18 protein-coding genes and 1 pseudogene are annotated in these 22,467 nt (G+C 72.0%); 7 read left to right on the top strand and 12 right to left on the bottom strand.

All coding sequences use genetic code 11. The annotated features are described in order from the left end of the window. Positions 1–72: 72 nt before the first annotated feature. The 3 genes from ABZ622_RS11110 to ABZ622_RS11100 form a co-directional block, all read right to left on the bottom strand. Entirely contained in the window at positions 73–696 is a 624-nt protein-coding gene (locus ABZ622_RS11110; RefSeq protein ID WP_360542075.1) for an MFS transporter, read from the bottom strand. Positions 697–848: 152 nt separating this feature from the next. After that, positions 849–2,360 (bottom strand): UbiD family decarboxylase, encoded by a 1,512-nt coding sequence (locus tag ABZ622_RS11105; RefSeq protein WP_360542074.1) that lies wholly within the window; start codon positions 2,358–2,360, stop codon positions 849–851. A 13-nt stretch (positions 2,361–2,373) separates the two neighbouring features. Beyond that, a complete protein-coding gene (locus tag ABZ622_RS11100) occupies positions 2,374–3,039 on the bottom strand; it encodes a non-oxidative hydroxyarylic acid decarboxylases subunit B (RefSeq protein ID WP_360542073.1) in 666 nt (221 codons plus the stop codon). Between the two features lie 75 nt (positions 3,040–3,114). Here ABZ622_RS11100 and ABZ622_RS11095 point away from each other — a divergent pair, with 75 nt between their 5' ends. Both ABZ622_RS11095 and ABZ622_RS11090 read left to right on the top strand, forming a co-directional pair. Next, positions 3,115–3,603 carry a MarR family winged helix-turn-helix transcriptional regulator gene (locus ABZ622_RS11095; protein WP_360542072.1) on the top strand — a complete coding sequence of 163 codons (489 nt, stop codon included), beginning with the start codon at positions 3,115–3,117 and terminating at the stop codon, positions 3,601–3,603. Positions 3,604–3,788: 185 nt separating this feature from the next. Beyond that, positions 3,789–4,058 (top strand): annotated as a pseudogene (locus tag ABZ622_RS11090) (LysR substrate-binding domain-containing protein); the annotation flags it as partial. Positions 4,059–4,087: 29 nt separating this feature from the next. Here ABZ622_RS11090 and ABZ622_RS11085 read toward each other — a convergent pair. The 6 genes from ABZ622_RS11085 to ABZ622_RS11060 all read right to left on the bottom strand — a co-directional run bounded on the left by ABZ622_RS11085 (position 4,088) and on the right by ABZ622_RS11060 (position 11,980). Then, entirely contained in the window at positions 4,088–4,243 is a 156-nt protein-coding gene (locus tag ABZ622_RS11085) for a DUF6131 family protein (protein ID WP_164495262.1), read from the bottom strand. A gap of 68 nt (positions 4,244–4,311) precedes the next feature. Then, the gene (locus ABZ622_RS11080) at positions 4,312–5,676 is read right to left on the bottom strand and encodes a nitrate/nitrite transporter (protein ID WP_360542071.1); all 1,365 of its coding nucleotides are present in this window, start codon (positions 5,674–5,676) and stop codon (positions 4,312–4,314) included. After that, positions 5,676–6,077: a nitrite reductase (NAD(P)H) small subunit gene (locus ABZ622_RS11075; RefSeq protein WP_360542070.1), complete on the bottom strand. Its 402-nt coding sequence runs from the start codon at positions 6,075–6,077 to the stop codon at positions 5,676–5,678. Before ABZ622_RS11075 ends, ABZ622_RS11080 begins: the two co-directional genes overlap by 1 nt. Next, complete coding sequence (gene nirB / locus ABZ622_RS11070) at positions 6,074–8,614, bottom strand: nitrite reductase large subunit NirB (protein WP_360542144.1); 2,541 nt, start codon at positions 8,612–8,614, stop codon at positions 6,074–6,076. The genes ABZ622_RS11075 and nirB overlap by 4 nt, the downstream gene beginning before the upstream one ends. A 67-nt stretch (positions 8,615–8,681) precedes the next feature. Next, entirely contained in the window at positions 8,682–9,905 is a 1,224-nt protein-coding gene (locus tag ABZ622_RS11065; protein WP_360542069.1) for an FAD-dependent oxidoreductase, read from the bottom strand. Beyond that, the gene (locus ABZ622_RS11060) at positions 9,902–11,980 is read right to left on the bottom strand and encodes a molybdopterin oxidoreductase family protein (RefSeq protein ID WP_360542068.1); all 2,079 of its coding nucleotides are present in this window, start codon (positions 11,978–11,980) and stop codon (positions 9,902–9,904) included. The genes ABZ622_RS11065 and ABZ622_RS11060 overlap by 4 nt, the downstream gene beginning before the upstream one ends. Positions 11,981–12,170: 190 nt before the next feature. Here ABZ622_RS11060 and ABZ622_RS11055 point away from each other — a divergent pair, with 190 nt between their 5' ends. Both ABZ622_RS11055 and ABZ622_RS11050 read left to right on the top strand, forming a co-directional pair. Next, a complete protein-coding gene (locus tag ABZ622_RS11055) occupies positions 12,171–13,298 on the top strand; it encodes a uroporphyrinogen-III synthase (protein ID WP_360542067.1) in 1,128 nt (375 codons plus the stop codon). Next, positions 13,295–14,050, top strand: a complete 756-nt coding sequence (locus tag ABZ622_RS11050; RefSeq protein WP_360542066.1) for a CbiX/SirB N-terminal domain-containing protein — start codon at positions 13,295–13,297, stop codon at positions 14,048–14,050. Before ABZ622_RS11055 ends, ABZ622_RS11050 begins: the two co-directional genes overlap by 4 nt. Here ABZ622_RS11050 and ABZ622_RS11045 read toward each other — a convergent pair. Continuing rightward, positions 14,034–14,654 (bottom strand): L-threonylcarbamoyladenylate synthase, encoded by a 621-nt coding sequence (locus tag ABZ622_RS11045; RefSeq protein WP_360542065.1) that lies wholly within the window; start codon positions 14,652–14,654, stop codon positions 14,034–14,036. The genes ABZ622_RS11050 and ABZ622_RS11045 overlap by 17 nt on opposite strands. Before the next feature lie 206 nt (positions 14,655–14,860). Between ABZ622_RS11045 and ABZ622_RS11040 the strand changes: the two genes are divergently transcribed. Together ABZ622_RS11040 and ABZ622_RS11035 are read left to right on the top strand one after the other, a co-directional pair. After that, positions 14,861–15,331 carry a GreA/GreB family elongation factor gene (locus tag ABZ622_RS11040; RefSeq protein ID WP_360542064.1) on the top strand — a complete coding sequence of 157 codons (471 nt, stop codon included), beginning with the start codon at positions 14,861–14,863 and terminating at the stop codon, positions 15,329–15,331. An 845-nt stretch (positions 15,332–16,176) separates the two neighbouring features. Beyond that, on the top strand, positions 16,177–17,592 hold the full coding sequence (locus tag ABZ622_RS11035) for a PQQ-binding-like beta-propeller repeat protein (RefSeq protein WP_360542063.1): 1,416 nt from the start codon (positions 16,177–16,179) through the stop codon (positions 17,590–17,592). 4 nt (positions 17,593–17,596) lie between these two features. Here the strand turns inward: ABZ622_RS11035 and ABZ622_RS11030 are convergent, their stop codons facing one another. Beyond that, a complete protein-coding gene (locus ABZ622_RS11030; RefSeq protein ID WP_360542062.1) occupies positions 17,597–18,232 on the bottom strand; it encodes a DUF1345 domain-containing protein in 636 nt (211 codons plus the stop codon). Between the two features lie 217 nt (positions 18,233–18,449). On the opposite strand from ABZ622_RS11030, the gene ABZ622_RS11025 reads away from it, so the two are divergent. After that, a complete protein-coding gene (locus ABZ622_RS11025) occupies positions 18,450–20,780 on the top strand; it encodes an FdhF/YdeP family oxidoreductase (protein WP_360542061.1) in 2,331 nt (776 codons plus the stop codon). A gap of 151 nt (positions 20,781–20,931) precedes the next feature. On the opposite strand, the gene ABZ622_RS11020 is transcribed toward ABZ622_RS11025, so the two are convergent. Next, entirely contained in the window at positions 20,932–22,458 is a 1,527-nt protein-coding gene (locus ABZ622_RS11020; protein ID WP_360542060.1) for a DUF4874 domain-containing protein, read from the bottom strand. Between the last annotated feature and the right edge of the window lie 9 nt (positions 22,459–22,467).

The following is a 22,467-nucleotide window of genomic DNA, read 5'->3' as shown; positions in this document are numbered from 1 at the left end:
CCTGGCCCTGCCCGGCTTCATCAACGCGCACGCCCATCTCGACAAGAGCTGGTGGGGGCAGCCGTGGGTCTCCTACGGCGGCGAGGCAACGACCCAGGGGCGCATCTCCCACGAACGCGCGGAGCGTGACGGACTCGGTATCCCGAGCACGTCCTCGACCACCGCCGTGCTGCGCGAGTTCATCGCCAGCGCGTTCAGCGCACTGGCGATGCTCAGGTTCTCCCGTCCGACGAGGTCGAGGACGAGGGAGGCGCGCGGCGGCTGCGACGGGGACTGCGCCAGACCGATCGCCAGGCCCCCGGCGACCAGTGCCCCGTACGACACCTGGCCGAACGCCGCCATGGCCGCCACCACGACGACCGCGCCCAGCGCCCAAAGGCAGGCGATCATGAGCAGCCGGACCCGGTCGTAGCGGTCGCAGAGCACTCCGGCGAAGGGCCCCAGGAGCATGGGGGCGAGCCGTACGGCGGTGAACACGGCGAGCAGGAACTCGGAGCCGGTGGTGTCGAAGACGAGCCAGCCCATGACGAGCGTCTGGGTCCACGCGCCGCCGTAGAAGAACAGGTTGGAGACCCACAGGAGGCGGAATCCCGGACTGGTGCGCAGCGAGGCCAGGGCCTGCCGGGCACCCGCAGCCGCCCGCGGCTCCCTCGGCTCGGACGCCGCTGACGCCTCCACCGGCACTTTCCGCGACAACGCACCCCTCCTCGTCCGGCACCCCGCCCGCGGCCCGCGCCTTTCCGGGGGCGGGACCGGCCATGCACGGGGTGATCACTGACCGGGAATGGTATACCGAAAATGCGGGCCCGGTCGGGGCCGGATCGGCGGTAGGCAGGCGGGCGCGGTGCTCAGCGGCGCGGGAGCACGCTCTCGGCGAAGCCGTAGGCGGTCCAGTTCTCCTCCACCCGGCTGCGGACGCGGTCGGGGAACGAGTGCCGGAAGGATGTCGTGGCGCCCTTGGTGACGCCCTCGAACTGCTCGGGCAGCAGACAGCTGGTGACGGACTTGCCGCCGCGGCCGGTCCGTACCTCCTCGGGGGTGAGGTAGGGGACCATCGGAATGCCCGGGGCCTGCGGATAGCGGTACGTGCCGGTGCCGGGGTGGTGGCGGGTCGCCATGGCCCACACCACCTGGTCGATGTCGGTGATGTCGATGTCGTCCGCCACCAGCAGGACCTTGGGCACCAGCCATCCGGTGTGGGAGCCGAAGAGGACCTCGGCCACCGCGTCGGCCAGCTCCTTCTCGTTCATCCCGCTCCGCCCCAGCCGCCGGATGTCGATGGACACGACGATCCAGCAGGTCGCGGCTTCGTAGGAGCACCAGGCCAGGTCGACGGGCAGGCCGGCGGCGCGCAGCAGGTCCAGGCTGACGGCGGAGATCATGGTGCCCCAGATGGTGTGGTTCTCCTCCGGGGGCAGGCCCGCCACGCAGATCGGCAGGATGGGGTCGTCGCGGAAGGTCATCGCTTCGACGTGGAAGACGGGCTGCGGCTTGCTCTCGGCGAAGGCGTATCCGTGGTACTCCCCCATCGGTCCCTCGGGAGCGGTCTCGTCCGGGCTGATCCAGCCCTCCAGGACTATCTCGGAGTTGGCCGGGACGTGCAGGTCGTGCAGCTCGGCGCGGACCACCTCGACCGGACTGCCCGTGAGGGCGCCGACGTAGCCGTCCTCGTTCACCTCGGCGGGCAGTGGCATGCCGGCGGCGGCCAGGGCGGCGGGCGGGGCACCGAGCACCATGGCCCACGGTGTGGGCAGGCCGCGGTCGCGCCACATGGCGTGGATCATGCCGAGGTGCTGCTGGGCCATGGCCGGGCCGACCAGGGTGGTGCGCCCATGCAGCATGGTCCGGCTGATCGACCAGCTGGTCCACCGCCCGTCGGGGGTACGCACCACGTGGTAGCCGTAGGTCCCGAGGTAGCGGCCGCCGTCGTGTTCGTGCAGCAGCGGCACGGGGAAGCGCTCCAGGTCGACGTCGTCGCCGGTGAGGACGTTCTCCTTGCAGGGGCCGGTCTCCACCACGCGCGGCGCGACGGGTTCGGCGTGCATGGCAGCGACGAGGTGCTCCAGCAGCTCGCGCGGGGCAGTGTCGGCGGGGAGGCCGAAGTGGGCCGCGAGCCTGCCGTGGACGTTGCCGCCGGTGCCGCTCAGGCCGGCCGGTGCGCCGAGCATGCGGAAGCCTGCCTCGGTGCCGGTCGGATTGCTGAACAGCGGGGCGGGGCTATGCGTCTCGTAGACGCGCCGGGTAATGGCCGCGGCCTCCAGCAGGGGGCTGACCGGTTCGCGGATGTCGACGGCGTCGCCGGTGGCGAGCAGATTCTCGACGAAGTCACGGAAGTTGAGCGCGCTGCCTCGTTGGGTCATGACAGGGCCTTTCTCAGAGTGCGGTGGAGTGTTCCGGCCGCCCCACGGGCCGGGCGGGGTGGCGGGGTCCGCCGTTCGGTGACTGCCGGGCGCGGCGGGCCGGGCGGTCCGCGGCAGCCGCCCTGAGCCCCTGCCACCGCCGGGCGGTGGTGAGTTCGAGGTCGAACTGGTCGAGTACGCGGGCCACGACGTGCTCGACGATGTCGTCGATCCCGCGGGGCCGGTTGTAGAACGCCGGGACCGGCGGCATGATCACCGCGCCCATCCGCGTCAGGTCCAGCATGTTCTCCAGATGCACGGCCGACAGCGGGGTCTCCCGGGCCACCAGGACGAGCCGGCGCCGCTCCTTGAGCACCACGTCCGCGGCCCGGCCGATCAGCCCCTCCCCCTGGCCGGTGCGGATGGAGGCCAGCGTCTTCATGCTGCACGGCACGACCACCATGCCGTCGGTCCGGAACGATCCGCTGGAGATGGCGGCACCCTGGTCGTCCGGGCTGTGGCACACCGACGCGAGCGCCGCCACCTCGCGCGGCGAGTACGTCGTCTCCTGCGCCAGCGTGGTCCGCGCCCAGCGGCTGACGACCAGATGCGTCTCGACGTCCAGTTCCTTCAGCGCTTCCAGCAGGCGCACCCCGATGGGCGCGCCGGTGGCACCTGTCATGGCGACCACGAGCTTCATCGCACCGTCCTTCCGTTCACGGACGTCACGCACAGTTATTACGTACACGTCCTACTCAACTTCACGGTAAAGTACGTGTACGTCATAATCAACTCGGCGGAGGCAGCGGCGATGTCGCGGGAGAACGAGGAGCCGGGCGTCCGGACCGACGCCATCAGCGGAGTCGGCCCGCTGGCCCGGCAGCTGAACCAGGCGCACACCCGGCTCTGGTACGAGCGGGTGGATCAGGACCTGACGGGCCCTCAATTCACTGTCCTGACCCTGCTGTACGCCCGTGGCGACATGGATCAGGGCACGCTCGGCTCGCTGGCCCATCTCGACAAGTCGACCACCGCCCCGCTCCTGGACCGCCTGCGCCGGCGCGGGCTGGTGGAGCTGGCCCAGGACGCGAAGGACCGGCGCCGCAAGCTGGTGCGCATCACCGGGAGCGGCCGGGAACTGGCCGTCCGGCTCGCGCCCGCGGTGGTGGCGGTGAACGAGGAGATGCTGTCGCCGTTCTCGCCCGAGGAACGGGAGCAGTTCCTCGGCCTGCTGCGGCGCGCGGCGCAGCGGCGGGAGCGGTGACGGCACCGCCACCACGCTTCGGCGGTGTGCCGGGGGTGCCACCGGGCTTCGCCGGACAGCCGGTGCGCCCGCAGGGCGACGTGGAGTTCGGCGGCGTACGGCGCCGGCTCCGCCACGGCTCCGGTCGCGCTGCCGGGCACGCGCTCAGGAGACCTTGAGCGCTCCGGTGTCAGGCCGTCAGCCGGGCCGGGCTCGCCTTCGCCGCCGTGTCCGAGACCGGCTCCTCGGCCTTCGCCCAGGCGCTCGCCGCAGCGGGACGCGGAGTCTGCCTGGTCACCGACGACGCCCGCTTCGGCCTGTCCGAGCTGATCGTGCACACCCCGGACGGCCCGCTGACGGTCCCCCTGTACGCGGGGTGGGACGCCTCCCGCTACGCCCGCCCCGCCATCCACACCCTGGTCGACGGCCTGCGTACCTACTGCGAGCTCCGGATGCGGCGGCTCCCGGGGCTGTGACGGCCGGGGCGGCGGCCCCGTCGACGGCGCTACCAGTAGTGGCGCCGGCCACCGACCGCGTGCCCGGCGGCGCCCAGGATCCACAGGATGGCCCCGATCACGACGAGTACGACACCGATGGTCCACAGGATCGAGATTCCGGCGACCAGGCCGATGACCAGCAGAATGACACCGAGGACGATCATGACGCCCTCCAATCGTTCCGGTTCCTTCCAGTATCGCCCCGGGCCCCCTGGCCGCTCCACCGGCGCGTTCACACGTCCGGCAGGCGGCGCGCGGACCGGCGCAGGTAGCAGGCCCAGGTCAGCGCCAGGCACAGAGCGTAGTAGCCGAGGAACGCCACGTACGCGGCCTGTCCGTTCCCCGTTTCCAGGAAGGACTGGCGGAAGGCCAGGTTGACCAGCACTCCGCCGAAGGCGCCGATGGCGCCCGCCACTCCGATCAGGGCCGTGGTCCGGCGCCGTGAGCGTCGCTCGGCCTCGGCCGGCACGGCCCCTTCGGCGACCTCCGCCCGTGCCGTGGCCCGGAAGATCGCCGGGATCATCTTGTACGTCGAGCCGTTCCCCGCCCCGCTGAGGACGAAGAGCGCGACGAATCCGCCCAGGAACAGCGCCAGTGAGTGGTGCCGTGATGCCTCCAGTACCACGCCCGCGCCCACCGCCATCGCGGCGAAGGTCCAGAAGGTCACCCGGGCGCCGCCGTAGCGGTCCGCCAGGAGACCGCCCAGTGGGCGGGAGAGCGAGCCGAGCAGCGGCCCGAGGAAGGTGAGGGCCGCCGCCTTCACCGGGGTGTCGAACTGCTGGTGGAACTGGACCTGAAGGACCTGCCCGAAGGCGAAGCCGAAGCCGATGAACGAGCCGAAGGTGCCGATGTAGAGCAGCGACATCACCCGGCCGTGCCCGCTCCCCAGCACCTCGCGCATGGCGCCGCGTTCGCCGCGTGCGGTGGCGAGGTTGTCCATCCGCAGCGCCGCGCCGAGCGCCACCAGCACGATCAGCGGAAGGTAGACGAGGATCAGCAGCCGTGGGTGGGCGGCGCCCGCGGTGGCCAGCACCAGGAGGCCGAGCAGTTGCACGGCCGGTACGCCGAGGTTGCCGCCGCCGGCGTTCACGCCCAGCGCCCAGCCCTTGAGCCGTTGTGGGTAGAAGGCGTTGATGTTGGCCATCGAGGAGGCGAAGTTGCCGCCGCCGACACCCGCCACGGCGGCCACCGCGAGCAGGGTGCCGTACGAGACCCCGGGCTTCAGCACGATCCCGGCCAGCACGGTCGGAACGAGCAGCAACAGGGCGCTGAACACGGTCCAGTTGCGGCCGCCGAACCGCGCCACGGCGGCGGTGTACGGGATCCGCAGCACCGAGCCGAGTGCGGTGGGCAGAGCGGTGAGGGTGAACTTCTGGGCCGCGTCGATGCGGTACTCCGGGCCGAGGAAGAGCACCAGCACGGACCACAGGCTCCAGACGGAGAAGCCGATGTGTTCGCTGAGCACCGAATGAACCAGGTTGCGCCGGGCGATCCGGGCGCCTGCCAGGGTCCAGAATTCGTTGTCCTCGGGGTCCCAGCCCTCGATCCGCCGGGAGCCGGTCCGGCCGGTGGTGACGGCTGCGGTGGCGGTGCTCATCAGCGCACCTCCGCAGCGGCCGCCGCGGCCACGCGCACGGGCCAGACGCGCAGGTCGGCGGGGCTGCCGTCGGGGGCGTGCGCCTCGTCCAGGCAGCGTCCGGTGCGCAGTTCGAAGGTGTGCTTGAGCATCGGGGAGATCACCACCGGTACGCCGAGCCGGCTGCCGAGCAGTCCTCGGGAGATGACATGGGCGCCGCAGAACGGGTCGCGGTTGGCCAGCGCGTGCACCGTGCCGCCACGCTCGCGGAACAGCGCGACCTGGTCGCCCCGCGGGCCGACCAGCACGGCCACTCCGCGCCCCGGGGCGAGGTCGCGGTACCTGCAGACCGGCGTCCAGCTCCCCCCGTCGTCGATCTCCACCACTGCTTCGGTGTGCTCGGTCGGTTCGGTCCCGTTCATCGTGTACGTACCTCCAGGGCCGGTCCGGCGATCAGGGCCGGAGTGAGGGGGAACCCGTCCTCGTCGGGGCGGGCCGGGCGGATCCGGTCGCGTTCGTGGACGAAGCGCACGGTGGGGTCGGGTGTCCCCGGGGCGTTGGCGAAGGAGACGAAGCGGCGTACCCGTTCGGGGTCGGCCAGGGTCGCCGCCCACTCGTCCTCGTACGTCTCGACGTGCCGTGCCATCAGTTCGTCGAGGTCCGCGCAGATGCCGAGCGCGTCGTCCAGGACGACGGCGCGCAGATGGCCGAGGCCGCCCTCCAGGCGTTCCAGCCAGGGGGCGGTGCGCTCCAGGCGGTCGGCGGTGCGGATGTAGAACATCAGGAACCGGTCGATGGTGCGGATCAGGGTGTCGTGGTCCAGGTCGGCCGCCAGCAGATCGGCGTGGCGTGGTGTCGTGCCTCCGTTGCCGCCGATGTAGAGGTTCCAGCCCTCCGAGGTGGCGATCACCCCGAAGTCCTTGCTCTGCGCCTCCGCGCACTCCCGGGCGCAGCCGGACACCGCGGACTTGAGTTTGTGCGGTGCGCGCAAGCCCCGGTAGCGCAGTTCCAGTTCGATCGCCAGGGCCACGGAGTCCTGTACGCCATAGCGGCACCAGGCCTGCCCGACGCAGGACTTGACCGTGCGCAGGGCCTTTCCGTAGGCGTGGCCGGACTCGAATCCGGCGTCCACCAGGCGGCGCCAGATGCCCGGCAGCTGGTCGACGGTGGCGCCGAACAGGTCGATCCGCTGGCCGCCGGTGATCTTGGTGTAGAGGCCGTGGTCGCGGGCGATCTCACCGATGGTGATGAGTCCTTCGGCGGTGATCTCGCCGCCGGGGATCCGGGGCACCACGGAGTAGGAGCCGTTGCGCTGGAGGTTGGCCAGGAAGTGGTCGTTGGTGTCCTGGAGGGCGGCCTGTTCGCCGTCCAGGACATGGCCGTTGCCGAGGGCGGCCAGGATCGAGGCGACGGTGGGTTTGCAGATGTCGCAGCCCTCGCCGTTGCCGTGTTCGTCGATCAGCCGGGAGAAGTCGGTGATGCCCTTGACGCGGACTATCTCGTAGAGCTCGGCGCGGGTGTGGGTGAAGTGTTCGCACAGGCCGCGGGCCACCTCGTGCCCGCCGGCCGCCAGCTCCTCGGTGAAGATGGAGCCCAGCAGTTTGACGCAACTGCCGCACCCCGTGCCGGCCTTGGTGCACTTCTTGACCTCGGGGACGGTACGCATGCCCTGTTCCGTCACCGCCGCCCGGATGGCGCCCTTGCTGACGTTGTGACAGGAGCAGACCACCGCTTCGTCCGGCAGCACCAGGGGGCCCCGCCGGCCTTCCGCAGCGGCCGGAAGCAGCAGTTGTTCGGCCGGAGCGGGCAGTTCGGATCGGCTTGCGGCCAGCGGGCGGAGTGCGGCGTACGACTCGGCGTCGCCGACCAGCACTCCGCCGAGCAGCCGGCCGTCCGGGCCGACCACCAGCTTCTTGTAGATTCCGGCCCTGCTGTTGGCGTAGAGAACTTCCAGCGCGCCTTCCGTGGCACCCAGCGCGTCGCCGAAGCTGGCCACGTCCACACCCAGCAGTTTGAGCTTGGTGGACGTGTCGGCGCCGGTGAACTCGGCTTCGCTGCCGGTGAGTTCGCGGGCGACCGTGTCAGCCATCGCGTAGCCCGGGGCGACCAGTCCGTAGACCCGGCCGTCGACGGCGAGTGCGCACTCTCCGATCGCCCAGACGTGCGGGTCCGCCGTACGGCAGTGTTCGTCCACCACGATGCCGCCGCGTTCGCCCACCGGCAGACCGCAGTCGCGGGCCAGCCGGTCGCGCGGGCGCACCCCGGCCGAGAAGACCACCAGGTCGACGTCGAGGCCGGTGCCGTCGGAGAGTGCCATGGTGCGGGCCCGGCCGTGTTCGTCGGTGTCGATCCGCTGTGTGCCGGCCCCGGTGTGGACATGGACGCCGAGGTCCTCGATCTTGCGCCGGAGCACCGCGCCACCGCCGTCGTCCACCTGAAGGGCCATCAGCCGGGGCGCGAACTCCACCACATGGGTCTCAAGGCCCATGGCCCGCAGCGCGCCGGCCGCCTCCAGGCCGAGGAGTCCGCCGCCCACCACCGCGCCGACGGAGGCCCGTCCGGCGCTCGCGGTGATCGCCTCCAGGTCCTCGATGGTCCGGTAGACATGGCAGCCCGTGGCATCGTGGCCGGGCACCGGCGGCACGAAGGGGTAGGAGCCGGTGGCCAGGACCAGGGCGTCGTAGTGCAGTACGCCGCCGCTGCGGGTGGTGACGGTGCGGGCCTCGCGGTCGATCCCGGTGGCCGGGTCGCCCAGCCGCAGATCGATGCCGTGCCGCTCGATGAACCCGGGTGGGCACAGGCTCAGTTCTTCCGCGGATGTGCCGGAGAACCAGCTGGTCAGATGCACCCGGTCGTAGGCGGGGCGCGGCTCCTCGGCGAGTACGGTGACCCGCCAGCGGTGGTTCTGCTCGGCGGCCGGCTGCTCGGACAGGGCTTCCAGGAAGCGCTGTCCGACCATGCCGTGGCCGACCAGGATCAGGGACTTCTCGATCACGGGCGGTCTCCTCGGGTGGCGTCACGGAGGGTCATCGGTCGGTGGTGAGCATGTCGAGTGGGTTCTCGGGCAGCGGGTCGTCACGCTCGTAGGCGCGGGCCAGGTCGCCGGCCGCGGCGAGATCGCCGAGCAGGATGCCGCCGACGAGGCGGTCGCCGCGGAGCACGAGCTTCTTGTACGAGCCACGGGTCGGGTCGACCAGGCGCAGCACATCGGTGCCGGGGAGGTCCTCGCCCACCTCGCCGAAGGCCGCGTACTCCAGGGGTCCCGCGGTGAGCCGGGTCATCGGGCGTGAGCCGGTGTAACGGAGGTCCTCGCCGGTGCCCGCGAGCCGGGCCGCGAGCAGATCGGCCTGCTCCCACGCGGGGCCGGCCAGTCCGTGGACGGTCCCCCGGTGTTCGGCGCAGTCGCCGATCGCGTACACCCCGGGCGCGGAGGCCGCGAGCCGGTCGTCCACCACGACTCCGGAGCGCACCGCGATCCCGGCCGCGTCGGCCGGGCCGGTGCGCGGCCGGACCCCGCAGGCGAGCACCACCAGGTCCGCGTCCAGCAGATAGCCACTGGTCAGTTCGACCCCGGTCACGCGTGTTCCGCCGCGCAGGGCCCGGGCCCGGTTGCCCGGGTAGGTCGCCACACCCAGTGCGGCGAGGTGGCCGCGCAACGCGTTCCCGGCTGACTCATCGAGGTGACGTTCGATCAGATACGGTGCCTGGTGGACGATTTCCACCGGAAGGCCGAGCGCGGCCAGTGCGCGGGCGGCGCTCACCCCGAGCACCCCGCCGCCGATCACGACGGCGCGTTCGGCTCCGGCGGCGTCCTCGGCGAGGCGGGCGCAGTCGGCGAGGGTACGGAAGGCGTGCACCCCCTCCTTCAGCCCGCCTCTTCGCCCGCCGCCGCTCCCGTCCGGTCCGTGCAGGCCGCGCAGGGGCGGCAGTACGGGGTTGGCGCCGGTGGCCAGGACCAGTTCGTCGTAGCGGGCCGTTTCGCCTCCGGACAGCCGCAGCCGGCGTTCCGCGGGGTCCAGGCCCACAACTTCGCAGCCGGTGCGGACGGTCGTTCCGGCGCCGTGCGGCAGCGCTATCGCCTCCGGGTCGTGGCGACCGGTCAGTACGTCCGCCAGCAGCACCCGGTTGTACGGGCCGCGCGGCTCCGCCCCGTACAGCACCACTTCCGCGTCGCCGCCGTGCGCCCGGTACTGCTGCGCGAACCTGGCGGCCGCCATTCCGGCGCCGGCCACCGCGATCCGGCGGCTCATCGGACCCGCTCCACACGCACGGCGCAGACCTTGAACTCGGGCATCCCGGAGGTCGGGTCGAGGGCCGGGTTGGTGAGCGTGTTGGCCCGTCCGGCGCCCGCCCAGTGGAAGGGCATGAAGACGGTGTCGGGGCGGATCGCCGCGGTCACCCGGGCGGGGGCCACCGCGCGGCCGCGCCGGCTGGTGACCCTGAGCGGGTCCCCCTCGGCGACGCCCAGCCGCGCCGCGAGCCGCGGGTGGAGTTCGACGAACGGGCCGGGCGCGGCCCGGTTCAGTTCGGGCACCCGGCGGGTCTGGGCGCCGCTCTGGTACTGGGAGAGGACCCGCCCGGTCGTGAGGTGGAGCGGGTACTCCCGGTCGGGTTCCTCGGCGGCCGGGCGGTGGGTGACCGGGGCGAAGCGGGCCCGGCCGTCCGGGGTGGCGAAGCGGTCCAGGAACAGCCGGGGCGTGCCGGGGTGATCCTCGTCGGGGCAGGGCCAGAACACCCCGTTCTCGTTCCGGATCCTCGTATAGCTGATCCCGGCGTAGTCGGCCGCACCGCCGGCCGAGGCGCGGCGGAGCTCCTCGAAGGCCTCCTCGGCCTGTTCGGGGAAGCCCTCGTCCACGCCGAGCCGGGCGGCCAGTTCACGCAGCACGTGCAGGTCGGTGCGTACGCCCGGTGGCGGGGTCAGCGCCGCCCGGCGCAGGATCACCCGGCCCTCCAGGCTGGTGGTCGTGCCGGTCTCCTCCGCCCACTGTGCCGCGGGCAGCACCACATCGGCGAGTTGCGCGGTCTCGGAGAGCACCAGGTCGCTGACCACCAGGAGGTCCAGGGCCCGCAGCCGCTCGGTGACGTGGGCGGCGTTCGGCGCGGAGACCACCGGGTTGGAGCCCATCACCAGCAGGGCCCGGGCGCCGCCCGCCGTTCCCAGGCCGTCCAGCAGTTCGTAGGCCGAACGGCCCGGTCCCGGCAGTTCGTCGGGGTGCACACCCCAGACGTCCGCGATGTGTGCGCGGGCGGCGGGGTCCTCGATCGAGCGGTAGCCGGGCAGTTGGTCGGCCTTCTGGCCGTGCTCCCGCCCGCCCTGTCCGTTGCCCTGTCCGGTGAGGCAGCCGTACCCGGAGCCGGGCCGGCCGGCCTTGCCCAGCGCCAGGCACAGGTTGATCCAGGCGCCGACGGTGTCCGTCCCCTTGCTCTGCTGCTCGGGGCCGCGCGCGGTGAGCACCATGCCGGTGGGGGCGTCCGCGAAGAGCCGCAGGGCCTCGCGGAATTGGTGGACGGGGACGCCGGTCAGCGCTTCCACCCGTTCCGGCCAGTGTGCCGTCGCGGCGGTGCGGGCCGCCTCGAAGCCGGTGGTGCGTTCGGCGACGAACGCCCGGTCGATCCGGCGGTCGGCGACCGCCAGGTGCAGCAGGCCGAGCGCGAGCGCCAGATCGGTGCCGGGGACGGGTTGCAGATGCAGGTCGGCCTGTTCGGCGGTACGGGTGCGTCGCGGATCCACCACGATCAGGGTGCCGCCGTTGGCGCGGAGTTCGGTGAAGTAGCGCAGTGCGGGCGGCATGGTGTCGGCCGGGTTCGCGCCGACCAGGATCACGCAGCCCGTCGTGGCGATGTCGGCCATCGGGAAGGGCAGTCCGCGGTCCAGGCCGAAGGCGATCCGGTGCGCGGCGGCCGCCGAGGACATGCAGAACCGGCCGTTGTAGTCGATGTTCGGGGTGCGGAGCACCACCCGGGCGAACTTGCCGAGCAGATAGGCCTTCTCGTTGGTGAGCCCGCCCCCGCCGAAGACCGCGACCGAGTCCCGCCCGTGGCGCCGGCCGGTGGCCGCCAGCCCGGATGCCACCCGGTCCAGGGCCTCCCCCCAGGACGCCTCGCGCAGTTCGCCGCCCCGCTTCTCGCGTACCAGTGGCGCGGTGAGCCGGGCCCCGGAGCGGAGCACGGCGGTGGCCGACCGGCCCTTTCCGCAGAGCGCGCCGCGGTTGACGGGGAAGTCGGGGCGCTCCAGTACCTGCGCCTCGCCGCCGTCCTGCGGCGCCCGCAGGCGCATGCCGCACTGCAGTGAGCAGTACGGGCAGTGGGTGTCGGTCGTCGTCATGCCCCGAGCGTCGGCGGACGCCGTTTCGCGACCGGGTCGGCCCTGTTGCGACCGGGGTACGGCTCCTTCACCGGCCGCCGGGCCCGGGGTGACATGGCGGAAATCCCGCGTAACATCGCGGGGCCTCCCGCTTACGGCGACGTGATGGCGGCGCAACCTGACCGAAACAGCGCCGCCGGAACCTCAGGACATGAACAGCAACCGGCCTGCGGGCCCGCTCGTCGGCTTCACCATCGGGGTCACCGCCGCGCGCCGGCGGGAGGAGCTCGTCGCGCTGCTGCGCAGGCGCGGCGCCACGGTGGTCGAGGCGCCCGCCCTGCGGATCCTGCCGCTGGAGGACGACGCGGCGCTGCGCCGGGCCACCGCGCGCTGTCTGACCGGGCCGCTCGACTATGTGGTGGCGACCACCGGGGTCGGCTGGCGCGGCTGGCTGAGCGCGGCCGACGGCTGGGGGTACGGCGCGCGCCTGGCGGAGGTGTGCCGGGACGCCGTGGTGCTCACCCGCGGCCCGAAGGCGACCGGCGCGGTGCGGGCCGGGGGCCTGAGCGAGACCTTCTCCCCCGCCACCGAGACCACCGACGCGCTGCTGACCTGGCTGCTCGCGCGTGATCTGCCCGGCAGGCGGATCGCCGTGCAGGAGCACGGGGTGCCGCTGGACGCGTTCTCCGCCGCGCTGCGCGAGCGTGGCGCCGAGGTGATCACCGTTCCGGTCTACCGGTGGGGTCCGCCGGCCGATCCGGCGCCGCTGCGCCGGCTGGTCGAGCAGACGGTCCGTCGCGAACTGCACGCGCTCACCTTCACCAGCGCACCGGCGATCGACGCCTTCCTCGCCGCCGCGGCCGGACTCGGGCTGGGCGACGAGGTGCTGACCGCGCTGCGCCGTGACGTGCTGCCGGTCGGTGTGGGGCCGGTCTGTGCCCGGCGGCTGGAGGAGGCCGGGGTTACGGTGCGCTGCCCCGAGCGGGGGCGGCTCGGGGCCATGGTGCGGACCGTCGAGGCGGCGCTGCCGGCGCACGCCAGACGTGAAGTACGCGCCGGGCCGAGCACGTTGGTGCTCCAGGGCAATGCCGTACTGATCGACGACGGGCCGCCGCTGCGGCTTCCGCCGCTGCTCGCCGCGGTGCTGCGGGCGCTGGCCGAGCAGCCGGGGCGGGTACTCAGCAGGGCCGAGCTGCTGCGCCGTGTCTGGGACACCGGCCAGGCCGACGATCACGCGGTGGAGGCGGCGGTCGCCCGGCTGCGCGGGGCGCTGGACGGGCATGCCCGGCTGGTGCGTACGGTTCCCAAGCGCGGCTACAGCCTGGCGGCGGCGGTATGAGAGGCGAGCGGGCGGCGCCGGCCCTACTGGCCGTCGCGCACGGCACCCGCGACCGGGCGGGCATCGCCACCTACCGGGCGTTGCTCGACCTGGTACGTGCCCGGCGGCCCGGTCTGAAGGCCGAACTGTCCTTCCTCGACCTCGCTCTGCCGGCGCCGGCCCAGGTGCTCGCCGCCTCACGCGGGCCGGTGGTGCTGGTCCCGCTGCTGCTGAACACGGGCTATCACGTGACGGTGGACCTGCCCGCCGTCCGGGCCGCCGCGCCCCACCCGGACATCCGGCAGGCGGCGCCGCTCGGCCCGGACCCGCTGCTGGCCGCCGCCCTGGCCGACCGGCTGGCCGAGGCGGGCCGGACCTCGGGCGGCCGCGGATCGTCCGGGCCGGACGCCGTCGTACTGGCGGCCGCCGGGTCCACCGATCCGGCGGCCGGTGCGGACACCGCGGTGATGGCCGAACTGCTCCGGCGGCGGCTGGGGTGCCCGGTGGTCGCCGGCTACCTCTGCGCGAACGCGCCGTCACCGGACGAGGCGGTGCGCTCCCTTCGGGCCGCGGGCCACCGGCGGGTGGCGGTGGCCCGCCACCTGATGGCCCCCGGCCATTTCGCCCGCCGCACGCAAGGGGCCGGGGGCTGCTTCGTATCAGCCCCGCTCGGTGCGCACCCCGACGTGGCGCGCCTGGTGCTGAAGCGCTTCGACGAGGCGTCCGGGGAGCCGGCGGGGCGTGCGGCGGACGCGGCTACTCGAACCGCGTGACGTCACCGGCGCCCCGGCGGACGATCTCGGGTCCGCCGCCGGAGAAGTCGATGACCGTGGTCGGCTCGGTGCCGCAGTCGCCCGAGTCGAGCACGGCGTCCACCACATGGTCGAGCCGTTCCTTGATCTCCCAGCCCTGCGTCATCGGCTCGTCCTCGTCGGGCAGCAGCAGGGTGCTGGACAGGAGCGGTTCCCCGAGTTCGGCGAGCAGCGCCTGGGTGACCACATGGTCGGGGATCCGGACGCCGACCGTCTTCTTCTTCGGGTGCATCAGCTGGCGCGGCACCTCTTTCGTCGCGGGGAGGATGAAGGTGTAACTGCCGGGCGTCGCCGCCTTGATCGCACGGAACACATCGTTGTCGACCTGCACGAACTGACCCAGCTGGGCGAAGTTCTGGCAGACGAGTGTGAAGTGGTGACGGTCGTCGAGGTTCCGGATCGAGCGGATCCGGCCGATCCCGTCACGGCTGCCGAGCTGGCATCCCAGTGCGTAGCAGGAGTCCGTCGGGTACGCGACGAGCGCCCCTGACCGGATGCTGTCGGCAACGCTGCTGATGGTGCGCCGCTGAGGGTTCTCGGGGTGCACGTCGAAGTACTTCGCCATTCGCGGAGTCTAAGGGCTGTCCGGTATCCGTCCCTCGCTTCGAGGCGGACAACGCCGTATCGGGTGAGCGGCGGGCAGCCCCCCGGCCCATCTCCACAGCGCCGGGCTCACCACCGCGACGTTTTGATATGACTGATATCTTACGAATGTCTCTTATGGCGAGCCGGCGGTGCCGGACCGTGCCGCCCACGCGACGGGAGCATGGAATGAACGGTGGACCCGAACCCATGAGCGCTGCCGCCCGCAGGGCCCTGGAACAGGAGCTCGCCGACCTGCGCACCGAGCGCGCCACCGTCGCCGCCACGCTGCGCGGCGGGGAGCAGGTGGGCGACCGGGCCGACGAGGCCGACGAGTTGCAGCGCGGCACGGATCTCGACCATTTGGACACCCGTATCGCCGAGATCGACGGCCGGCTCCGCGAGGCGGACGTCGCGGGGCCGCCCTCGACCGACAGGGTCGGCGTGGGCAGCACGGTGAAGGTGCGGTTCGCGGACGCCACGGAGACGACCATCCGGATCAGCGAGTTCCCCGAGGCACTGGACCGGACGCTGGTCACCGCCGACAGCCCGCTCGGCAGCGCGCTGCTCGGCCGTCGCGCCGGCGAGACCGTCACCTATCACGCGCCCGGGGGACGTACCACCGCTGTCGTGCTGTCGGTGGGCGATGAGAGCGCCTAGGCCAGTTCGTCGGGAGCGGCGTACGGCATAACCACTCGACCCGACGGACAGGCCCTGGCGGCCGGTCCGGTTCGGTGATCGCCGGGTCGGTGCCCGGCACGCCCGGGTCATGGCGTGCGGCAGTGTGATCCTGCTCCGGACCGTCATGCCCACCGCCTGACCGCCGAGGCCCTTGGGTTCCGCGCGTCTCCTTGCGGGATGTGCGGGGCTTCCGGGCGGCCCGGGTTGCCGAGGCCGGCCCGGCCGGTCGGACTGTCGGTCCGGGTGCCCGGCGCGGTGCGGGCCGCGGTGAGGACGGGCGTACCGGCCAACTGCCCCGGGTGCCGCGGGGCATTGTGGCGGTGCACGTGTGTCATGCCACTGCTTTCCCGGTCCATGACCGCCTCCCGATCCTTGTAGAGCACAGGGGCCGGTCCGCCCTCGTGGCCACGCGTTCGTGTCACGCGCCGGAAGGGACGCGTGGGCGGCCACCAGGTGAACTCGTCCCGGATCCCCCGGTCATACGACTACGGCGCGGTAACTATGGCTGAATGACTGTGGATCACCGGGAAGCCCGCCGGTCGTCCACACCCGAGGGCTCCGTCGACCGCGACGACCGACCGCGATGGCCGACCGCGATGGCCAATCGCGATGGCCGACCGCGTGAACCGGTCGCGACGTTCGCTGCGGGGGGAAACGCGGAGAGCGCGCGGGAGCGCGTCAGGAAAGGAAGCCCGATGTCACACCAGCCCCAGCCCTGGTACCGGCCACGCCCACCGCAACAGCCGGTTCCGGACAACCCGTACGCCTCGGGGGGACCCAACCCGCCGGGGCCACCGCCTCGCGGGCGCTTCGGCAGGGGGCCGGTGATCGCGACGGTCGTCGTGCTGCTGCTCCTGGTGACGGGCACCGTGGTGTACGTCGTAGGCGGCGGCCGGCAGGACAGCACCGCCGCCCCCGTGGCGGAGAAGTCCCCCGGTCCGTCCGCGACGCGGACCGCTCCCCACCCCTCCGCGACCCCCACGCCCAAGTGGAAGCGGATACCGACGACGGAGGAGATCAACGCGGGACGCAAGCCGGAGGACGCGACCGGGTGGATCGTCGACGACCGGACCGATCTGCCCGGACGCAACATCAAGCTCTACGACCTGTGGATCGTCGGCGACACCGTCGTCCAGGCCATGCACAAGAAGGTCACCGCCTACCGGCTGTCCGACGGGGCCGAGGCGTGGAGCGTGTCCTTGCCCGCACCGGTCTGCGAGACCCCGGCCGACCCGACCCCCGACGGCAAGGTCGTCGTGGTCTACAAGAGCAGCAACGCCCGGAGCGGCAACCGGTGCAACCAGCTCCGGATGATCGATCTGCGGACCGGAAGGGCCGGCTGGCACAAGGTGCTCACCGAGACCGGGTCCATGGACGACACGATCATCGTGCACACCGCCATCAGCGGCGGCACTCTCGCGATCGTCCAGAGCATGCGGGCAGCCGCGTACCGGGTCGAGGACGGGAGCAAGCTCTACGACATTCCCATGGAGACCTCCGCGAAGTGCTACCCCGACCGGGTGGCGGGCGGCAGCCGTCTCCTGGTGAGCTCCGACTGCGCGATCAGCGTCGACGGCGCCCGGAGCTACAGCCAGCTCCGGGAGATCGATCCGCGCACCGGCAAGGTTCGCTGGCGGTACCGGACCCGGACGGGCTGGAAGGTCGGCAAGGTGCTCTCCGCCGACCCGGTCGTCCTCACCACCGTCCACAACGAGGAGCGCACCGACAACTGGCGGGTCGTCTCCCTGGGGGCCGGAGGAAAAATCCGTACGACCATCGACGCCAGGCCGAAGGGGTTCAAGTTCTGCGCCGACAAGGACAGTTCGGACACCCACCTCCAGTCCTGCGCCGGGACCGCCGTCGGCAGGAACACCGTCTTCCTGGGCGGCACCGACCGGGCCGGCGGCTACGACCTCGGCACGGGGAGACTCGTCTGGGGTGTGAAGTCCGCGGACAGCAGCCTCTATCCCCTGCGCGCGGCGGACGGCACTTCCGCGTTCGTCTACGAGGCGGCCTCGACGACCCGGCCGGGCGGCGTCCTCCGTATCGGCCCCGGCGGCGCGGACACGGAGAGGACGGTGATGCGCCACCCCGCACCGGCCCGGTCCACGGAGTCCAGGATGTTCGCCGGGAACCTGGCGTACGTGAACGGCCGGATCGTCATCACCCCGTCGGGCGTGAACGGCTCCGACAGCGAGCACGAGGCCCGCATGCTGTCCTTCGCCCCCGCGAAGCCCTGAGGGGTCAGCCGGTGACGATTCCGGTGACGAGGTTGATCGTGGTGGCCAGGATGCTGGCGCCGAACACGTAGGACAGCAGACAGTGCCGGAGGGCGATCGCGCGGATCGTGGAACTGGAGACGTCGGTGTCGGAGACCTGGTAGGTCATCCCGAGGTTGTAACTGAAGTAGAGGAAGTCGACGTACTTCGGCCGGTCCCGCGAATTGAAGTCGATCCCGCCCTCGGAGGGGAGGTAGTAGAGGTACGCGTAGCGGGTGGCGTACATGAGGTGGAGCGACGCCCAGGCCATGAACACGCCGCACAGTGCCGTCGCGGCCGCGGCGTGGCCCAGGTCCGAGTGGCCGACCAGCAGCATCACCACGATGCCGAGCAGTCCGCACACGGCTGCCGCCACGACGACCAGCTCTTCGAGGACGGGGCGGAACTCCTCGCGCCGGACGTTGCGGTGGGTGGTGTCCGCGTCCATGGGCCACAGCGCGATCCAGCCCGCCACGACGAAGATCGTCTCCGCCGCCGCGATCCCGGCGAGGATGCCCAGCGGCCCGTTGGCCAGTACGCCGGTGACCGCACCGATCACCGCACCGACGATCACCGAGGCGATGAGCCGGGGAACTGCGGAGAGCGCCGGCGGACGGTTCATGGACGTCAAGGGTGACCACCTCGATGGCCCGGTGGATCACCGTGCCCGGCCGGGATGCCGCCCTCGGTGAACGGGGCGGGCGGGGTGCGTCCCACGCTATCCGCGCGGGCACCGCGGTGCAGCCCGGCGGCCCTCCGTGGACACGCCCCGAGTGGCGGGTGCCTGTCGGGCTGCATAGCCTGCCCGGCAAGGATCGTTTCTCACCCGTGCCCGAACGGTGGAAGGGTTGAAGGCCTTGAGCGCCGACCAAGACGAGCGACAGCCCCTGGAACCCGCGGTCGGGCCCGCCCCCGAGGGCGATCCGGAGTTCCGCCCCTACCACCACCCCGCCGCGGGCTGGGGTGCGGCGAAAAGCGTGACCGGTTTCCTGGTGCGCGAGGGTGCGCTGGTCGACGGTCCGCGGGCCATCATGCGGATGAACCACGAGAACACCGGGTTCGACTGTCCCGGGTGCGCGTGGCCGGACGACACCAAGGGCCTGCATCTGGACATCTGCGAGAACGGGATCAAGCACGTCACCTGGGAGATGACCCGCAAGCGGGTCGGGCGGGAGTTCTTCGCCCGCCACTCGGTGACCGAGCTGTCCGGGTGGAGCGACTACGACCTGGAGAACCAGGGCCGGCTGACCGAGCCGATGGTCTACGACGCCGAGTCGGACCACTACGTCCCGATCAGCTGGAAGGACGCGTTCGAGCTGGTCGGCAGCACCCTGCGCGGGCTGGACGACCCGGACCAGGCCTCGTTCTACACCTCCGGCCGGCTCGGCAACGAGGCCACGTTCCTCTACCAGTTGATGGCCCGGGAGCTGGGCACCAACAACCTGCCGGACTGCTCCAACATGTGCCACGAGGCCAGCGGCCGTGCCCTCCAGGCGTCGCTGGGCACCGGAAAGGGCACCGTCGATCTCAAGGACTGGGAGAGTGCCGACGCGCTGTTCATCATGGGGGTCAACGCCGCCTCCAACGCGCCCAGGATGCTCACCGCCCTCGCCGAGGCGTACCACCGGGGCGCCCGGATCGTGCACATCAATCCGCTCGTCGAGGCGGCGGCCACCCGCACCATCGTCCCCCACGACTTCACGGACATGGCGCTCTTCAGGACGACCCGGACCAGCACCCTCAATCTGCAACCGCGCATCGGCGGCGACATGGCTCTGCTGCGCGGCATGGCCAAGTCGATCCTGGAGCAGGCCGAGTCCGACCCCAAGGCGCTGGACCGGGAGTTCATCGAGCGGCACACCGCGGGCTTCGAGGAGTACCGGGCGCTGTGCGAGGCCACGCCGTGGGCGGAGATCGAGACCCAGTCCGGGCTGAGCCGCGCCGACATCCTCAAGGCGGCCCGGGTGTACGGCGAGGCCGACCGGTCCATCGTCAGCTGGTGCCTGGGGCTCACCCAGCACGAACACGGCGTCGACACCGTCCGGGAGATCGTCAACCTGCTTCTGCTCCGCGGCAATCTGGGACGCGAGGGCGCGGGCCCCTCCCCCGTGCGCGGGCACAGCAACGTACAGGGCAACCGCACCTGCGGCATCGACCACCGCCCCTCCGACGAGTTCCTGGACCGTCTCGCCGAGGTCTGCGGGATCCGGCCGCCCCGCGAGCACGGTATGGACACCGTCGACACGATCAAGGCGATGCAGCGCGGCGATGTGAAGGTGTTCGTCGCCATGGGCGGCAACTTCGCGCTCGCGGCGCCCGACACCCCGGCCACCCACGCGGCGCTGCGCAGCTGCGAACTCACCGTCCAGGTGAGCACCAAGCTCAACCGCAGCCACCTCGTCCACGGCCGCCGGGCCCTGATCCTGCCGTGCCTGGGCCGCACCGAGAAGGACCATCAGCGCAAGGGCGTCCAGAGCACGTCCGTCGAGGACTCGATGAGCATGGTCCACCTGTCCGTCGGCATGAAGCGCCCCGCCTCCCCGCACCTGCTGTCCGAGCCGGCCATCGTCGCCGGCCTGGCCCACGCGGCGCTGCCCGACAGCAACACGCCCTGGCACTGGTACATCGAGGACTACGACCGGATCCGCGACACCATGGCCCGGGTCCTCGACGGCTTCGAGGACTTCAACCGCCGGGTGCGCCTGCCGCTCGGCTTCCGGATCAAGCAGCCCGCCCGCGAACTGGTCTTCATGACCCCGTCCGGACGCGCCGAGTTCTCCGCCGCCGCCCTGCCCGACGTCGTGCCCGCCCCCGGCATGCTGGCACTGGGCACCATGCGGTCCCACGACCAGTGGAACACCACCATCTACTCCGGCAACGACCGCTATCGCGGCATCAAGAACCTGCGCACGCTCGTCTTCATGAACCGGGCCGACATGCGTGAACGCGGCATCGCCGACCTCGGTCCGGTCGACATCACCAGCACCGCCAGGGACGGCAGCCGGCGATCCGTCACCGGCTACCTCGCCGTCCCCTACGACATCCCCCGGGGCTGCGCGGCCGGGTACATGCCGGAGATGAACGTGCTGTGCGCGCTCGGCGACTACAGCACCCAGAGCGACCAGCCGATCATGAAACACGTCAAGGTCACCATCGATCCCACGGCCTGAGCGGCCCGTGCACGGCGCGTCGCCGGGCGCCGCGTCACCGCCCATCACCGCCCATCACCGCCACCGGCCGAACCGTCGCAGGAGCGGGTGGGCCCGTTGTTCCGCGGCGGCGGGTCCGGTGGGGTCGTGCCCGGCCGGCCGCGCACCGGGATCAGCATCCGTCGAGGTCCACCGTCGCCACGACGTTCGCGTTGCCCAGCCACCCCGTGGTCGCGTTGGCGAACCGCACCGCGCGGCCACGTCCTGGATGGGCCGGGTCGGGCAGCGCGACGGCGATGTGGTGCCGGCCGCGTGTGCCGGACGGTACGGGCAGCGAACCGCTGATCGTCGTGGTTCCGGGCGCGCGGTGGTCGTCGGCGGTCTCCGCCCGCCCCTGCGGCAGCCAGTTCCGCCAGTCCACGGCGACCGGCACCGACGAGACCGGCCGTGCCGCGCCGTCCAGCAGGAGCAGCCGCACCGGGCGGGGCTCCTTGGGCGCCGCGAAGCCGCGGTTTACCACGTCGACCTCGACCGGAATCTCCCCTCGGAAGGCGGCATGGCGCGCCGCGCGTGTCTCGATGCGGTAGCCGAGGTGGTCGCGGATGTACTCGAAAACGGTCCGCTCGGCCGAGGCGCCCGCGGCGTTGCGGAAGTAGCCGTCGGAGACGGGTAGCAGGGCGTCCCGGACCTGTTGCTCGGTGAGGAGATCCTGCTTCCACGCGGGCACGGTGACGGTGGCGTTGTGCGCGATCGACAAGGTGTCCCAGCGCAGTGTCTGCAGCCGCCGGGCGGTGTCCGGACCGGGGATCACAGCGCTCCACGCGTACGGGTCGGTGCTCTGCCCCTTGTCCCAGGGCATCTCGCCGTCCATGGCCCGGGTGGGTGACACATCGAGGTAGGCGGGCCAGCCGGCGTCGGACGGGACGTAGTAGTCCCACAGTCCGCCGCCGAGGGTGATGTAGTCGTTGTGGAAGCCGATCCGGTCGAGAATCGAGCGGTTCGTGACCATGTCCCGTTTGGCCGCGTAGCGCATCTGCGTGTGCATGCCCGGTGGGAGGGCCTGCACGAGGGATGTCATGATCGCGGTGACGGCGTCGGAGTACGTCTCATGCCGGTAATAGCTGCCGGCCCACTCACCCCAGGCTCCGAGGAATCCGGCCTGCCACACGGCAACCACATCACTGTTGCGCGCCACCACCGGGGCGAGCTGGGCGATGTGGCGCTGGATGTGCTGCACGGTGTAGCGCTGCTCGGCGCGCACGCCGTCGTCGTACGCCAACCGCAGCACCGCCTGGTAGCCCTTGGCGCGCAGCCCGGCGAAGACCCGCTCGATGTTGTCCAGGGCGCTCGGCGGAAGCTCGGTGGTGGCGAAGTCCCAGAGATAGAAGTAGAGCTGGGTGAGATCGGCCCCCGGCCCGTACTCGGCCTCCAGGGCGGTCAGCCGCTGTGCGGCGTCGGAGGGCTGGTCCTGCTCGTTGGCCCAGGGGCTGGTCAGGTCGATGGCGTTGTACGACATCTCGTAGCGGTAGCCGCGGCGGGGGTTGGCCGGCGGATCTCGGCCGTTCACGTCGTCGGGCCGGATTCCACGGTGTTGTGTCACCTCCCAGCCCGGCCGGGCCATGGCCTGGGAGGCGGGCATCGCCCAGGGGAGGGCGGCACCGGCGGCTGCGGCGGCGAGCAGTTCTCTGCGGGTGGTCAAAGCGGCTCC

This window comes from Streptomyces sp. NPDC007164 (assembly GCF_040634135.1).
In the GTDB taxonomy this organism is placed as follows: domain Bacteria; phylum Actinomycetota; class Actinomycetes; order Streptomycetales; family Streptomycetaceae; genus Streptomyces; species Streptomyces sanglieri.
Note: the sequence above shows the minus strand (reverse complement) of the source record. Positions and strands in the feature narration are given on the sequence as shown.